The sequence below is a fragment of the Nonomuraea cypriaca genome (genome assembly GCF_015645445.1).
GTDB classification, from domain to species: Bacteria; Actinomycetota; Actinomycetes; order Streptosporangiales; family Streptosporangiaceae; genus Nonomuraea; species Nonomuraea cypriaca.
Window position 1 is genome coordinate 104,055 of record NZ_JADOGI010000001.1, and the last position, 14,849, is coordinate 118,903.

Annotated in this window: 11 protein-coding genes; 9 read left to right on the forward strand and 2 right to left on the reverse strand. The window is 69.0% G+C overall.

What is annotated here, in order from left to right:
* The first annotated feature begins 22 nt into the window (after window positions 1–22).
* From ITP53_RS00485 to ITP53_RS00495, 3 genes are read left to right on the forward strand one after another with little or no spacing between them, the layout of a single operon-like run.
* Complete coding sequence (locus ITP53_RS00485) at window positions 23–610, forward strand: (2Fe-2S)-binding protein (protein WP_195893236.1); 588 nt, start codon at window positions 23–25, stop codon at window positions 608–610.
* Window positions 610–1,590: an FAD binding domain-containing protein gene (locus tag ITP53_RS00490; RefSeq protein ID WP_195893237.1), complete on the forward strand. Its 981-nt coding sequence runs from the start codon at window positions 610–612 to the stop codon at window positions 1,588–1,590. The genes ITP53_RS00485 and ITP53_RS00490 overlap by 1 nt, the downstream gene beginning before the upstream one ends.
* Complete coding sequence (locus ITP53_RS00495; RefSeq protein WP_195893238.1) at window positions 1,587–3,785, forward strand: xanthine dehydrogenase family protein molybdopterin-binding subunit; 2,199 nt, start codon at window positions 1,587–1,589, stop codon at window positions 3,783–3,785. The genes ITP53_RS00490 and ITP53_RS00495 overlap by 4 nt, the downstream gene beginning before the upstream one ends.
* Window positions 3,786–3,801: 16 nt before the next feature.
* Here ITP53_RS00495 and ITP53_RS00500 read toward each other — a convergent pair whose 3' ends face one another.
* Window positions 3,802–4,809 carry a LacI family DNA-binding transcriptional regulator gene (locus ITP53_RS00500; protein WP_195893239.1) on the reverse strand — a complete coding sequence of 336 codons (1,008 nt, stop codon included), beginning with the start codon at window positions 4,807–4,809 and terminating at the stop codon, window positions 3,802–3,804.
* A 223-nt stretch (window positions 4,810–5,032) separates the two neighbouring features.
* On the opposite strand from ITP53_RS00500, the gene ITP53_RS00505 reads away from it, so the two are divergent.
* Genes ITP53_RS00505 through ITP53_RS00525 form a run of 5 tightly spaced genes read left to right on the forward strand, consistent with a single transcriptional unit; the run spans window position 5,033 to window position 11,642 of the window.
* Complete coding sequence (locus ITP53_RS00505) at window positions 5,033–6,517, forward strand: ABC transporter substrate-binding protein (RefSeq protein ID WP_195893240.1); 1,485 nt, start codon at window positions 5,033–5,035, stop codon at window positions 6,515–6,517.
* A complete protein-coding gene (locus ITP53_RS00510) occupies window positions 6,517–7,488 on the forward strand; it encodes a carbohydrate ABC transporter permease (protein ID WP_195893241.1) in 972 nt (323 codons plus the stop codon). The genes ITP53_RS00505 and ITP53_RS00510 overlap by 1 nt, the downstream gene beginning before the upstream one ends.
* On the forward strand, window positions 7,485–8,327 hold the full coding sequence (locus ITP53_RS00515; RefSeq protein WP_195893242.1) for a carbohydrate ABC transporter permease: 843 nt from the start codon (window positions 7,485–7,487) through the stop codon (window positions 8,325–8,327). The genes ITP53_RS00510 and ITP53_RS00515 overlap by 4 nt, the downstream gene beginning before the upstream one ends.
* 25 nt (window positions 8,328–8,352) lie before the next feature.
* On the forward strand, window positions 8,353–9,795 hold the full coding sequence (locus ITP53_RS00520) for a sulfatase family protein (protein ID WP_195893243.1): 1,443 nt from the start codon (window positions 8,353–8,355) through the stop codon (window positions 9,793–9,795).
* 26 nt (window positions 9,796–9,821) lie between these two features.
* On the forward strand, window positions 9,822–11,642 hold the full coding sequence (locus ITP53_RS00525) for a glycoside hydrolase family 2 protein (protein WP_195893244.1): 1,821 nt from the start codon (window positions 9,822–9,824) through the stop codon (window positions 11,640–11,642).
* Window positions 11,643–11,818: 176 nt separating this feature from the next.
* Here ITP53_RS00525 and ITP53_RS00530 read toward each other — a convergent pair whose 3' ends face one another.
* Entirely contained in the window at window positions 11,819–13,327 is a 1,509-nt protein-coding gene (locus ITP53_RS00530) for a hypothetical protein (RefSeq protein ID WP_195893245.1), read from the reverse strand.
* An 882-nt stretch (window positions 13,328–14,209) separates the two neighbouring features.
* On the opposite strand from ITP53_RS00530, the gene ITP53_RS00535 reads away from it, so the two are divergent.
* On the forward strand, window positions 14,210–14,842 hold the full coding sequence (locus ITP53_RS00535) for a hypothetical protein (RefSeq protein WP_195893246.1): 633 nt from the start codon (window positions 14,210–14,212) through the stop codon (window positions 14,840–14,842).
* Window positions 14,843–14,849 lie beyond the last annotated feature (7 nt).

The following is a 14,849-nucleotide window of genomic DNA, read 5'->3' on the forward strand; positions in this document are numbered from 1 at the left end:
ACCCCTTCGTGAGGTGAACGTCATGTCCGATGAAGACCTGACCCGGCGTACCGTCATCAAGACGGGCGCCGCCGTCGCCGCCGCGACCGCGATCCCCCTGAACGCCCTGCCGAGCCAGGCCGCGACGGTCAGCACCGTCACGGACGCGGCACGGATCTCACTGAAGGTCAACGGCGTGACGCACGAGCAGGAGCTCGAAGCACGCGTGACCCTGCTCGACGCCCTGCGCGAGCGGATCGGCCTGACCGGCACCAAGAAGGGCTGTGACCGCGGTGAATGCGGCGCCTGCACCGTCCTGGTGGACGGACGGCGGATCAAGTCCTGCATGACCCTCGCCGTCATGCAGCAGGGCCGCGAGATCACCACCGTGGAGGGACTGGCCCGCGGCGACGACCTGCATCCGGTACAAGCGGCCTTCATCCGAAATGATGGGTTCCAGTGCGGTTTTTGCACTCCGGGCCAGATCATGTCCGCGGTCGCCTGCATCAACGAGGGACACACCGGATCCGACGACGAGATCCGCGAATGGATGAGCGGCAACATCTGCCGCTGCAGCTGCTACCCCAACATCGTCGCCTCCGTCCGCCAAGCCGCGAAGGACATGACCTGATGGACGCGTTCGCCTACACCCGCGCCGACCGGCCCGAGAGCGCGGTCCGCCGCGCCGCGGACCCCCAGGTGGGCTACATCGCCGGGGGCACCGACCTGCTCAACCTGCTGAAGGACGGCGTCGAGCACTACGACCGCCTGATCGACATCAACGCGCTGCCGCTGGCCGACGTACGGGAGAGCGGCGGGCTCATCCGGCTCGGGGCGATGAGCCGGATGAGCGACGTGGCCCTGCACCGGACCGTACGCCGCCGGCTGCCGGTCCTGTCACAGGCGCTGCTCGCCAGCGCCTCACCACAGGTGCGCAACATGGCCTCACTCGGCGGCAACCTGCTGCAACGTACCCGATGCTGGTACTTCCGAGACGCCACCATGCCCTGCAACAAACGGCGGCCCGGCAGCGGCTGTTCGGCCATCAACGGCCAGAACCGCTGGCACGCCATCGTCGGCGGCAGCGACCAGTGCATCGCCGTCCACCCCTCCGACCTGGCCGTCGCCCTCACCGCTCTGGACGCCACCGTGCACACCCTGAGTGCCGAAGGCCCGCGCCGCATCCCCATGGCCGACTTCTACCTGCCCCCGGGAGAAACCCCGCACCTCGAGACCGCCCTACGCCCAGGCGAACTCATCACCGGCATCGACGTGCCCGTCACCGACCTGGCCACCGGCTCGCGATACCTGAAAGTACGCGACCGGGCCACCTTCGAATTCGCCGTCGTCTCCGTCGCCGCCCTGATCCGGCTCCGCGGCGACGAGGTCCGCGAAGCCCGCCTGGCCTTCGGCGGCATCGCACCCCGCCCCTGGCGCTCCACGGAGGTCGAGCAGGTGTTGATCGGCCGCCAGCTGAACGCCGCCACGATCGAAGCCGCCGGCGCGGCCCTGGTCCGCGACGCCCAGCCACGCGAGCACAACGCCTTCAAGGTCCCACTGGTGAAACGGGCCCTGTCCACCATCCTCAACCAGTTCGGGAGGGCCCGATGACCGAGTCCCAGGTCGGCCGGCCGGTCAGCCGAGTGGACGGCGTCGCCAAGGTCACCGGTGAGGCCCGGTACGCGGCGGACGCCGACGTGGCCGGGGTGACCCACGCGGTCCTGGTCATGAGCACCATCGCGCGGGGTCGTGTCACGGCCATCGACACCTCCAAGGCGACCACCGCGCCAGGGGTGCTGGGCGTCTTCACCCACCAGAACCTGGACCGCATCGCCCTCCCCGGCCCGGAGATCGCGTTCCTGAAGCGGTTCCTGCCCGTACAGGACGACCAGATCCGGCACGCGGGCCAGCCCGTCGCGATCGTGGTGGCGGGGACTCTGGAACAGGCCCAGCAGGCGTCCGGTCTGGTCGGCGTCACCTACCAGGCGGAGCCTGCCCGGGTGGTGCTCGCCGACGACATGGGTGAGGCGTACGTGCCGCCGGAGACCAACGACGGCCACAACGACTATGTACGCGGTGACGTCGCCGCCGGTCTGGCCGCCGCGCACACCGTGGCCGAGGCCACGTACACCACTCCGCTGCAGCACCACAACGCCCTCGAACCGTCGGTCACGGTGGCGGCCTGGGACGGCGACCGGCTGACCGTGCACGAGTCCACGCAGGCCATCTCCAACACCAAGAACGCGCTCATACAGGCTTTCGGACTTTCCCCTGAGAACGTACGCGTCATCTCGCCCTACCTGGGCGGCGGATTTGGGGCGAAAGGCCCGGTATGGCCGCACACCGTGCTCGCGGCGGCGGTCGCGCGACAGGTTGGACGGCCCGTCAAGCTGGTGCTGACGCGGGCGCACGCGTACACCTCCAACGGGCACCGCGCCGAGACGCACCAGGTGCTCCGCGTGGGCGCCGCCCGTGACGGGCGGCTCACCGCGATCCAGCACACGGTCACGCAGCAGGTGTCGCGCACCGAGGACGCGATGCTCAACAGCTCGGAGCCGACCCGGATCCTGTACGCCTGCCCGAACGTCCGCTCAACGCAGCAGGCCGTACGACTTGACCTGCCGATGGGCAGCTTCGCCCGTTCACCGGAGACCGCGACCAGTCACGCACTGGAGTCCACGCTCGACGAGCTCGGCTACGCGCTCGACCTGGACCCGGTCGAGCTCAGGATGCGCAACTGGTCAGCGATCAACCAGGACACCAAGGTCGCGCACGGCAGCAACCACCTGCGCGAATGCTACGAGCGCGGAGCCGAGCGCTTCGGCTGGTCGCGCCGTGACCCCCGGCCCGGTTCCATGCGCGACCGCGACGGGCTGATCGGCTGGGGCATGGCGACCGCCGCGCACACCGCGGGTGGCAGACCGGGCTCGTCGGCCGCCGTGACGATCGGCGTCGACGGCACCGCGCGGATCCGGTCGGGCACACAGGACCTCGGGACCGGCACGTACACGGTGATGCGCCAGCTCGGCGCCGAGGTGCTCGGCCTGCGGCTGCGTGAGGTCCGCTTCGATCTCGGCGACTCGGCCTACCCGCCGGCGTTCGCGTCGGCGGCGTCGGCGACCGTGCCGAGCGTCGGCGGCGGGGTCGTCCGCGCCGCGACCGCCGCCCGCGACCAGGTGATCGCGCTCGCCGTGGCCGATCCGGACAACCCGCTGCACGGTGTGGCCCCCGATCAGATCAGCGTCGGCGACGGAGACCTGTTCCACACCGAGCGGCCCTCGCGGCGGGTCGGCTACCGCCAGGTGATGCGCCGCCACGGCAGACCCATCGAGGTGACCAGCGAGGCGGTCTTCGCGCCCATGGGCTACTCCGTCGGCGCGACCTTCGTCGAGGTGCACGTCGACCCCGTGCTGGGACGGGTCCGGGTCCGCCGCGTGGTCGGGGTGTTCGACTGCGGCCGGGTCCTCAACCACCGCACCGCCCGCAGCCAGGCGATCGGCGGCGCCATCTGGGCGATCGGGTTCACCCTCAGCGAGCACACCCTGGTCGACCCGCACCTAGGCCGCATCGTCACCCCGAACCTGTCCGGCTACCTCGTCCCCGTCAACGCCGACGTGCCGGACATCGACGTCAGCTTCATCGACCAGCCCGACCCGTCCAGCCCGGCGCTCGGCGCCCGAGGCTTCGGCGAGACGCCCGCGACCGGGGTCACCGCGGCCATCGGCAACGCCGTCTACCACGCCATCGGTCACCGCATCCGCGACCTGCCGATCAGCCAGGACAAAATCATCGCCGCACTGTCCTGACCAGGGCCGGAGATCATCATCCGGCCGGTGGGGAGGCGGTGGAAGCGCGGTAGACCATGGAGACGGGGAGGACATCCTCTGCCGACGCGCTTCTGGACGCGATGCGATCGAGGAGGAGGCGGACGGCGGCCGCTCCGGCGTCGAAGAACGGCATGCGCACAGTCGTCAGCGGCGGGATGGTCCGGGCGGCGACCGGATGGTCGTCACAGCCGACGACCGAGCAGTCATCGGGGACGCTACGCCCTCGCTCGTGCAGCGCGTTGAGCACGCCGACCGCCATGAGGTCGTTCTGCACGTAGATCGCGGTGATGTCGGGCGCTCGGTCGAGCAGCCGGTGCGTGGCGGCGTACCCGCCCTCGACCTCCCACGCGCCGTCCTCGACGAGGAGCGGATCGTAGAGGCCGAGTTCGGTCAGCACCTCGCGGTAGACGGCGGTGCGCTGCTGCGCGCTGTGCCGCTGCTGGAGGCCGGTCACCGTGGCGATCCGGCGATGGCCGAGCGCGAGCAGGTGGCGGACCGGGAGCGCCGCGCTGCCCTCGGATTCGACGGTGACGGTCGGGACGCCGCCGCCGGCGATGTCGTGCAGGCTGACGGCGGGAGGCCCGGTACGCAACAGCCGCCCGACCTCCTCGTCCTCCTCGGTTGCCGGGGCGTTCATGATGATTCCGTCGACCCGGCGCTCCATCAGCACGCGCAGGTAACGCACGCAGTCGGAGCCGTCCGGCTCGAGGCTGCTGAGGATCACGCTGAGGCCGTGCTGCCGTGCTTCGCGCTCGATGCCGACGAGGGACAGCGCCGGCGTCGAGTTGCTGAAGTCGACGGTGATCACTCCGAGGGTCAGGGAACTGCGTGACTGCAGGCTGCGGGCCAGCGCGTTGGGTATGTAGCCGATCTCCTCGGCCGCCTCGATGATGCGCTGCCGGGTGGCCGGGGTGACGGCGCCCTTGCCGTTGAGCACTTTGCTCACCGTCTGGAAGCTCACGTTGGCGCGCGCGGCGACGTCCCTGAGCGAGACACTGGCCACGGTGTTACCTCCGGAGGGCGAACGTTCGCATCAACAGCGCGGCACCGCCGCATGAGTTAACACCATAACTCGCAAGGGTTGACGGAGTCACCTGCGGTGGCACAGCATAGGCGAACGTTCGCCTTCGGATCGGGCCCTCTCGGACCTGGTTCGGAGCCTTGACCATCGTCCCTCGTCTCAGTTCCCGCGCATCAGTCCCGGCGGGAAGGAGAGGACCCCCCCCATGACGACTTTTGGCCGTCGGCGATTCCTCGGGCTGTCCGGCGCCGCTCTCGCGGGCGTCCTCGGCGTCGCCGGGTGCAGCCGTTCCTCGCAGCAGGAGGCCGCCACGGCGGCCGGCGGCGACGTGATCCGCTGGTGGGATCACTTCCAGCCGCTGAAGCCGCTGTACGAGCAGATGTTCGCCGAGTACGGCAAGGCCCACCCGGGCGTTCGGGTGGAGCACGTGGTGTACAACCCGAGTGAGATGGGCCAGGCGCTGCAGCTGGCGTTCAAGAGCAACCAGATCGCCGATGTGCACTCCGTCGCCGGCCTCGGATCGTCGGAGGCGGCTCTGGTCGCGGGCGGCTGGTTCTCGCCGCTGGCGGACCAGGACGCGATCCGCGCGAAGCTCCCCGCCGACGGCCTGCTCGAGGGGTTGCACGTCTTCGACGGCAAGCTCTACACCTTCCCCGTCTTCAGCGCCCGGCAGTACGCCACGCTCAACTGGTTCAACCGCGAGCTGGTCGAGAAGGCCGGCGGCGACCCGGACAACGGCCCGGCGACCTGGGACGAGTTCCGCTCTCTCGCCGCGCGGATCACCAAGGACGGCGGCGGGCGGGCGCACGGCTGGATCCAGGGCCTGCAGTTCCAGGAGCGGATGCAGAGCCACGTGATCGAGCTGGCGATGTCCGCCGGAGCCCCGCTGGCCATGACCCCGGGGGCCAACGAGATGGGTCTGGTGGACCCGCGGACCGGCGAGTACGCCTACGCGGGCGAGCCGTTCGTCCAGGCGTTGGAGTTCCTGCTGTCCCTGGTGCGCGACAAGGTCGTGTTCCCCGCGTCGACCTCGCTGGACGCCAGGACCGCTCGGGCCAGGTGGGCGACCGGGGTGGCGGGCATGTTCTTCGACGGGTCGTGGAACATCGGCGTCGTCAACGGGCAGTTCAAGCAGTTCATCGACAAGGTCGGGATCGGCCCCATCCCGTCACCGGAGGGCGAGCCGGTCCTGTACGGTGCTCCCGCCCAGGGCCAGCTGTTCGTGTCCAGCCAGTCCGAGCACGTGGAGGCGGCCTCGGAGTTGCTCGCCAGGTGCACCGGCCCCGAGTTCAACAGGGCGCTGGCCACGTACATGGACCAGGTGCCCTTCGACCTGGAGGCCGTGTCGACCGCGGACGTGCACCCGACGTACAAGCGCGCGGTCGAGGTGTTCGGCCAGACCGTACGGCTCGCGCCCAGCCCCGTCGCCCGCAACCCCGCCGTCACACAGGTGATCAGCGAGATGAAGCAGCCGAGGCCCACGCTCGGCGAGATCACGCAGGGCATCCTCAGCGGTGAGATCACCGACATCGGGAAGACGTTGCGCGAACACACAGGAAAGCTCGCCGCCGAGCGGGAGCGCGCCACGCGGGTCGTGTCAGGAAAGGGCGTGAAGGTGAGCCTGGACGACTGGAAGTTCCCGAACTGGCAGCCCGGCGAGGACTACACGGCGGAGATGTACCAGCAGTGATGAGCAGCGTGACGCGGGAGGGCGCGGCGACGGTGAGCGGCCCGGCCGTCCCGGCCCGTCGCCGAGGGCTCGCCGCCAGGATCTGGTCGGAGCGGTGGTCATACGCCTTCCTGCTGCCCACCCTGGTGCTGTTCGGCATGTACACGGTCTGGCCGATCATCTCCAGCCTGTACTACTCCCTGCTCGACTGGAACGGGCTGGGTGCCGAGCGGCCCTTCATCGGCCTGGCCAACTACCGGGAGGCGTTCGGCGACCCGCTGTTCTGGAAGTCGTTCGGGATCACGCTGGTGATCATCGCGGTGACCGTACCTCTGCGGGTCGGGCTGAGCCTGCTGGTCGCGCTCGTCCTGAACAACCCGCGGCTACCCCTCGCCAAGCTGTTCAGGACCGCGTTGTTCGTCCCCGTGGTGACGACGACGGCGATCATCGGTGTGGTCATGGGGTTCATCTTCGACCCCGCCGGCGGCCCGGTGAACCAGCTGCTGCTCGACCTCGGGATCGTCGACCAGCCGGTCGACTTCCTGGGGGACCCCGCATCCTCCCTGTGGACGGTGATGGGCGTGCACATGTGGAAGTGGTTCGGCATCACCCTCGTCTACTGGCTCGCCGCGCTCCAGACCATCCCCGTCACGGTGTACGAGGCCGCCAGGACGGACGGCGCAGGCGGCTGGGCGTCGCTGCGCCACGTGACGCTACCGATGCTCAAGCCCTTCCTGATCATCATCGCCCTCCTCACGGCCATCGAGACCATGCAGATCTTCGACCTGGTCCTGACGATGACCAACGGAGGGCCGTTCTTCTCCACCCTCACCACCGAGGTCTACATCTACCAGCAGGCCTTCGCCAACTCCACGCCCCGGCTCGGATACGGAGCGGCACTCGGCGTGCTGTTCGGGCTCCTCACGCTCGCCTTCGCCGGGATCCAGGCCATCGGCATCCGTTACGCCAACCGCGCCAGGAGCGGCTCATGAGCGCTGCCGTCAACCGCCGCCGTCTCGGGATCTGGACACAGGTGATCGTGCTCGCCGTCATCTGCCTGGTGTGGATCTATCCATTGCTGTGGATCGTCTCGGCCTCCCTGAAGGATTCGCTGGGAGTCTTCTCCGGAGGGCTCGGCCTGATCCCCGAATCGTTGCACTTCGAGAACTACGTGCGTGCCTGGCGAGACGCCGACTTCGGGCTGTACACCTTGAACAGCGTGGTCGTCACCCTGGGAACGGTGGTGCTGGTCGTCCTGCGCTGCGCCCTGGCCGGCTATGTCATCGCCCGCCGGAGCTTCATCGGCAAGCGCGCGGTCGTCGCCGTGCTGGTCGCGACGCTGTTCGCACCGGGCGGCCTCACCATCATCCCGGTGGTCGAGCTCAGCGACCTCCTGGGACTGCTGAACTCGCGCACAGGCATCATCCTCGCTCTCGCGGGCGGCGGCCACGTCGCCGCCGTCCTGCTCTACGCCGGCTATTTCCACCGCATCCCGCGCGAGCTCGAAGAAGCGGCGATCATGGACGGCGCGGGCTTCCTGCGGACGTTCTTCCGCGTCGTGCTGCCACTCGCCGGCCCGGTCACCGCGACGGTGAGCGTCATGACCTTCCTGGCGGCCTGGAACAACTTCTTGCTGCCGCTGGTGTTCACCTTCAGCCGCCCGGACCTGCGCACGCTCTCGGTGGGCATGCTCGCCTTCCGCGGCACCAACTCCACCGACTGGTCCGGCCTCGCCGCGGCTGGCACCATCTCCCTGATCCCGCTGCTCCTCGTCTTCCTCGCGCTCCAGCGCCACTTCGTCGAAGGCGTCGCCGGGGCCGTGAAGTCCTGACACGCCCTTACCTCGAATGAGAGAAATGAACCAACCGAACATCCTGCTCATCTGCACCGACCAGCAACGCTTCGACGCGCTGGGCGCCTACGGCAACGACGAGATCGACACGCCCAACCTCGACAGGCTGGCAGAGCAGGGCGTGCTCTTCGAGAACTGCTACGTACAGAGCCCGGTCTGTGGCCCCTCCCGCGCCAGCCTGATGTCGGGCCGCTACGTTCACGCGCATGGCGCCTGGGCGAACGGCGTCGGGCTGCCCTCGCACGAGCACCTGTTCTCGCGCACCCTGGCCGACCACGGCTACGACTGCGGCCTGGCCGGGAAGTTCCACGTCGGCGGGGCGTGCTCCGGCGGCCGTCTCGAACCGCGGCTCGACGACGGCTTCCGCGTGTTCCGGTGGGCACACGACCCTTACCCCGGGTCGTCCGAGAACGCCTACCACCGGTGGCTGCGGGCCGTGCGGCCGGACCTGTACGAGTCCGCCGCCCAGGCCGGCCCCGGGGTCGGCTTCGACATGCTCCCGACGGAGTTCCACTACAGCCGGTGGATCGGCAACGAGACCATCGACTACCTGCGGCACTCACGCGACGCGGACAAGCCGTTCCTCTTCGTGGCCAATTTCTTCGACCCGCACCACGCCTTCGGCGCGCCGAAGGAGTACGTCGACCGTTACCGCGGCAAGGCCCTGCGGCGTCCGGTCACCCGCGACCAGGAGCTCGCCGGCAAGCCGCCCGTGCTGACCGAGGCCTCGCACCGCTCCTATGCCGGCCACGCCCGCGGCTACACGGAGTACACGGAATCCGAGCTCTACGACGTCAAAGTCCACTATTACGCGATGGTGAGTCTCGTCGACGACGAGGTCGGCCGGATTCTCGCCGCTCTCGACGAGACGGGCCTGGCCGAGGACACGCTGGTCGTCTTCACCAGCGACCACGGCGAGATGCTCGGCGATCATCAGCTCATGCTGAAGGGCCCGATGATGTACGAGTGCGCCGTCCGGGTCCCACTCGTCATGCGCTGGCCGGCCGGGCTGCCCGCCGGTGAGCGGCGGGCCGAGCTCGTCCAGTGGATCGACCTGGCCACCACGTTTCTCGCCGCAACGGGCGCACCGCCCCTCCCTGGCGGGCAAGGGCTGAACCTCCTGCCGCTGGCCCGCGGCGAGCAGGACGCGCCGGTCAGGGGCTGGGCGCTGTGCGAGTACCGCAACAGCGGCCACCCGTACGAGGAGCCCGTGCACACCACGATGCTCAGGCACGACCGCCGGAAGATCGTCGTCTACCACGGTGCGCCGTCCACGACCCGGACGCGCTCCGGCGAGCTGTACGACCTGGAGACCGACCCGATGGAGCTGGACAACCTGTGGGACGACCCGGCTCATGCGGCGGTCCGGGCCGAGCTGCAGGAGTTGCTGCTCGACGTCCTGGTCGCCACCGAAGATCGCAGCCAGCCACGGATGGGGAACTGGTGAGGGAACCCGTCAAGAAGGTGAGCACCATGCCTCAGAGCTCCGCCGTCCCCCGCCCGGAGTACCCGCGACCGCAGTTCACCCGCACCGCATGGCAGTGTCTGAACGGAACCTGGCAGTTCGAGAGGGATCCCGGTGACTCCGGGCTGGAGCGAGGACTGCTCGACCGGGACCTGAACGGCGAGATCGTCGTGCCGTTCTGCCCGGAGGCACCTCTGTCCGGCGTCGACGACCCCGACTTCCATCCGGCCGTCTGGTACCGCCGTACCGTCCGGGTGCCGGAAGAGTGGGCGGGGCAGCGGGTGCTGCTGCACTTCCAGGCGGTGGACCACGACGCCACGGTGTGGGTGGACGGCGTCGAAGCCTGCCGGCACCGGGGCGGATTCACCCCGTTCTCCTGTGACCTGGCCGCCGCGGCCGACCCGGCGCACACGTACACCGTGGTCATACGCGCCCGCGACCCCCGCACCGGACCCCAGGCGCGTGGCAAGCAGGCGGTCACCTTCCGCGGCACCGGCCCACTCTACGGGCGCACCACTGGCATCTGGCAGACCGTGTGGTGCGAGCCTGTGCCCGACGTACACCTCGGCCGGCCGCGTATCACGCCGAACGTCGCGGCGTCCGCGTTGCGGGTCACCGTGCCGGTGTCGGCCAACCGCGCCGGGCACCGGGTCCGGGTGACGGTGTCGGACCAGTCCGGTGCCGTCACACAGGCACAGGCGCGCGCCGACCTAGACCTGGCCGCCGAGGTGTGGTTGCCGCTGCCGGACGACCGGGTGCGGCTGTGGAGCCCCGAGGATCCGCACTTGTACGATCTGCGCATCGACCTGCTTGACGGCGACGGCGCCGTGACCGACAGCGCCGCGAGCTACGCGGGGCTGCGCTCGGTGGCCATCGACGGACACGCCGTCCTGCTCAACGGCGCGGTGCGCTTCCAGCGGCTCGTGCTCGACCAGGGCTACCATCCCGACGGCCTCATGACCGCGCCCACGGACGAGGCCCTGCGCCGCGACATCGAGCTGGCCATGGCGGCGGGGTTCAACGGCGCCCGGCTGCACCAGAAGGTGTTCGAGGAGCGGTATCTGTACCACGCCGACCGGGCAGGCTTCCTGGTTTGGGGCGAGTTCGGAGACTGGGGAGCCAATGCCGGCGGGCCTGCCGGGAACAACCAGCAGCCGACCGCGTCGTTCCTGACCCAGTGGCTGGAGGCGGTCGAGCGCGACTACTCCCATCCGAGCATCGTCGGCTGGTGCCCGCTCAACGAGACCTGGCAGCGGCTGCACGACGAGATCACCGTGCTCGACGACGTCACCCGGGGCATGTACCTGGCCACGAAAGCGGCCGACCGCACCCGCCCGGTTGTCGACGCGTCCGGCTACGCGCACCGCGTCCCCGGCGCCGACGTCTACGACTCGCACTGCTACGAGCAGGATCCCGAGGTGTTCGGCAAGCTGATGGCGGGCCTGGCCGACGGGACGCCCTTCGTCAACGCCGATCCCGACGGCACGGCGTGGTCGGTGCCGTACCAGGGGCAGCCGTACTTCTGCAGCGAGTTCGGCGGCATCTGGTGGAACCCCGACGCGCGCCCGGGGGAGAGCTCCTGGGGATACGGTGAACGGCCCACGAGCGAGGAAGAGCTCCAGCAGCGGTTCGCCGGGCTGACCGCCGTCCTGCTGGACGACCCCCGGATGTTCGGCTACTGCTACACGCAGCTCACCGACGTCTTCCAGGAGCAGAACGGCATTTACCGCTTCGACCGTACGAGCAAGCTGGACGTCTCGCGGATCCGTGCGGCACAACAACGCCCGGCCGCCATCGAGCAGTCCCCGCCGAGGCCGGAGGCTGGGTGATGCCAGCGTCAAGAACAGACCGGCCCCGATCCCGATCCCGGCCCCGATCCCTGCCCCGATCCCGGCCCCGATCCCGAAGAAGCGCCGGACGTTCGCCATCGCGTTGATCAACGTCTGCGCGCTGCTGTCCGCGACGGCCCCGGCCCTCACGGCCCCCGCTGACGACCACGCCGCGCTCATCGGGGCGATGATCGCAGATGCCGTTGGTCCGGGGATTCCGGCTTCCCGATGAGGGCCGTTACTCCGAGCGCGCCCGCCAGAGGGAAGAGAACGAGAGCCGGGAGCTGGTACCGCCAGGAGAACATGGACGCGGCCGACATCGTCAGCAGGGCGATCCCGGCGATCGAGGGCAGCAGGCAGGCGGCCCGCAGGCCCGGTGGCCCGGCCGTACGGCGCCTCCCCAGCCCCGCCGCTCCCAGCAGCCCGGCGATCATCCCCGCCGCCGACAGCGGCCCTGGCATGTAGCCGAAGTCCTGATAGCCGCGGAGGAAGCGGGCCCACGACGCGTCCGCGGCGGGCGGCTCCCCACCGTACTCACGCGTGATCTGCGCCGGATCGTGCCCGCTGTACGCCGGGTAACGCTCCTGGAACCGCCACCGTTCGAGAGGAACATCGGTCGAGGCGGCCGTCCGGACCGGTGCGAAGCCCTTCGCGAAATCGTGTGCGACAGCGTACGCGACATCGAGCGGCTGGTTGAGTATGACGTGGACGCCAAAGTCGTACAGCGCCTCCTGCCGGGTCATCGAGCGGGGAGCCGCGACGGTGTGCGACGGCGAGCCGGGGTCGTGCGCATAATAGTCGGGGCCTTGGCGCGCGGCGATCGGTTCCCTCGGGCAGAGCCGGATGACGTGATCGGGCGCGCCCGCGGCGCGCAGCCCGTCGCAGTCGGCGATCGGGGCCACCCGCGCGTACAATAACGTGCCCGACACCGCGCTGGAAAACCGGAAGCCCTTCCCGTAGTAGAGCGACCAGGAAGAGTAGAGCAGCAGCGGCGCGGCGAAGCACGCCAGGATGAGCGCGAGCACGCCGATCCTGCGCCGCCGGGGTGATCGCCAGACGAGCACGACCGCGCAGACCGCGACGACCACGAGGGCCATGCCGACAGACCGGACGGTCACCGCGAGGCCGAACAGCAGTCCACTGGCCGATATCGCCGGCAGGGAGGGGGATCCGGGGGACCACAGCAGCGCTGCGAGGCCGCCGAGCAGTAGTGCCTGAAACAGCGTGTCCGACATGATGTTGTGCTCGATCTGCAGCTGATAGGCGTCGAGCAGCACCGGAGCGGACGCCGCCGCCGCCAGCCACCTGCGCACGTTCCAGCGGATCAGCAACGCGTAGATCCCCGCGCCCATGGCGAGGCCGAGCACGTGCTGCACGAGGGCGACCAGGGCGAGGTCGCGGAATGGGAGGATCCAGCTCAGCAGGAGCACCGGATAACCCAGCGGGTTCAACCCACCCGGCTCGAGGGTTCTCGTCAGCTCCAGGTAGCGGATGCTGTCGATGTAGATCAGGGCGGGCTGGTAGGCCGCATGCGTGGCGATCCGCAGCGTGGCGCCCGCGGTGAGCAGCACGAGGAGCGCCCAGTGCCGGCGGCACATCCGCCATGCCTCGCCCGGCCCGGCACCTGTCGACCCACGCCGTTCGAGCAGGCGTTCCCGCGCTGCCGTCACCAATGCCGTCGCCAAGCCGCGCACCTCCAGAGATCTCCGTCCAACCCTAGCCATAGCTACTTGCCCCTGAAAAAGCGGTGGTGGAGCGGCGCTATCGGACGGTCGAGCGTCTCGATTTCTTGGCGGCGGTCGTCGGTCTGGCCTGTCTACCCGGGCCACGCCCCCGGCCTCAGCGACGGATCACGGTCATCCGGTGGAGGTGGTAGGCGAAGATGCCCAGCCCGCCCCAGATCTGGGCGAACCGTCGAGGCCGGCTCGGATCCGCAGGTAGCGTACCCACACTGACATCTAGCCCAGGGACCGCGCAGATCACGTCGGTGGGGCGCGGCCTCGAACCAGTCGACGTCCAGTGGGTATCCGACCGGTGTGAACGCGAGTTCCATGAAGGCTCTCCGCCGTTCGTCATAGGCGTGAGGTGGAAACAGCGGCAGATCCACCAGGTGCTCGTCGAGGTCGCTGGACCTCGCCGTCGGCGTATCTCGTGCCGCCGCTGTGGACAATGGTCAGCGATCGGCTATCGACCGCCCGTCTGATGCCAAGCATCGTGTTCTCGTCGGCGAACAGGTTGAGGACCTTGACCCACCCGGTGATCGCCGCGTGCGCGGGGAGCACGACTGCAACAGATGGAACGTCCAGGCGGGCCGGAGCCTCTTTGTGGCCTTGGCGAGTACCTCGCCGATGACGACGCCGAACGCCGAAACTGGCCTGACCTTGATAAACGCGAGCATCAACTCACTCGACATCACGAATTAAAGATCAGTAGCGCAGCCGACGGCCACGCCACCCGTTCCCACCAGCGCCGTCAGGCAGAGGCGGATAGTGCCGAGTTCGGTCTAGGTCCGACATATCAGTTGTTCTACCCGGCGCTGCAGGCTAACTAGACATAGCATCTCTGTCATGGACGCCCGTAAGTGGCTCAACGGTGTAAGCCGCGAAGACGCTCTCGTCGTTGCAGCAACTAATCTCATCGCGATGCTCCTCGGTGCAGCAACCAGTCTTGGCTGGCTCGATTCGGGATCGGTGGCCCTTTTTGTCGGATTCGCTGCGCTGGTCGCCGCGGTGCTCGTGCTCATCCGCAAGCCGATGCCGGCCCCGCCTTCGCTGACCTTGATCGTCGTGCTCCTCACGGTTGCCACCCCGGCTGCGGTTGGGATGGCGGCCCACGGGCTTGTCCAGGCGATCGCCGTGGAGAACAGCCGTGCCTTGGGTGTGAGTTGGAGTCCGGACCGCCTCTCCCCGGGAGGCGTGGCCCAGGCGGTCGTTGCCGTTGAAGGTGAATATGGACGCCTGCGTGTTCCCGTGTCGTACAGAGATCCCGATCAGGAACAAGGATCGTGTCCAAATAACCGTGTCTCCGTGACGATGGACGACCAACCACCGAGTCAAGGTGTCAAGAGTTTCAACAACGGGGATTTCGCTGAATTCGAGCTGCCAGAGGGCAAGAAAAGCGTCACCCTGTACATGAAGCTGGAGGCGACGCAGAATTGCTCGATCATCATCCAGACGCGAGATGTCGCGTTTTACCAGTAGACAGAGG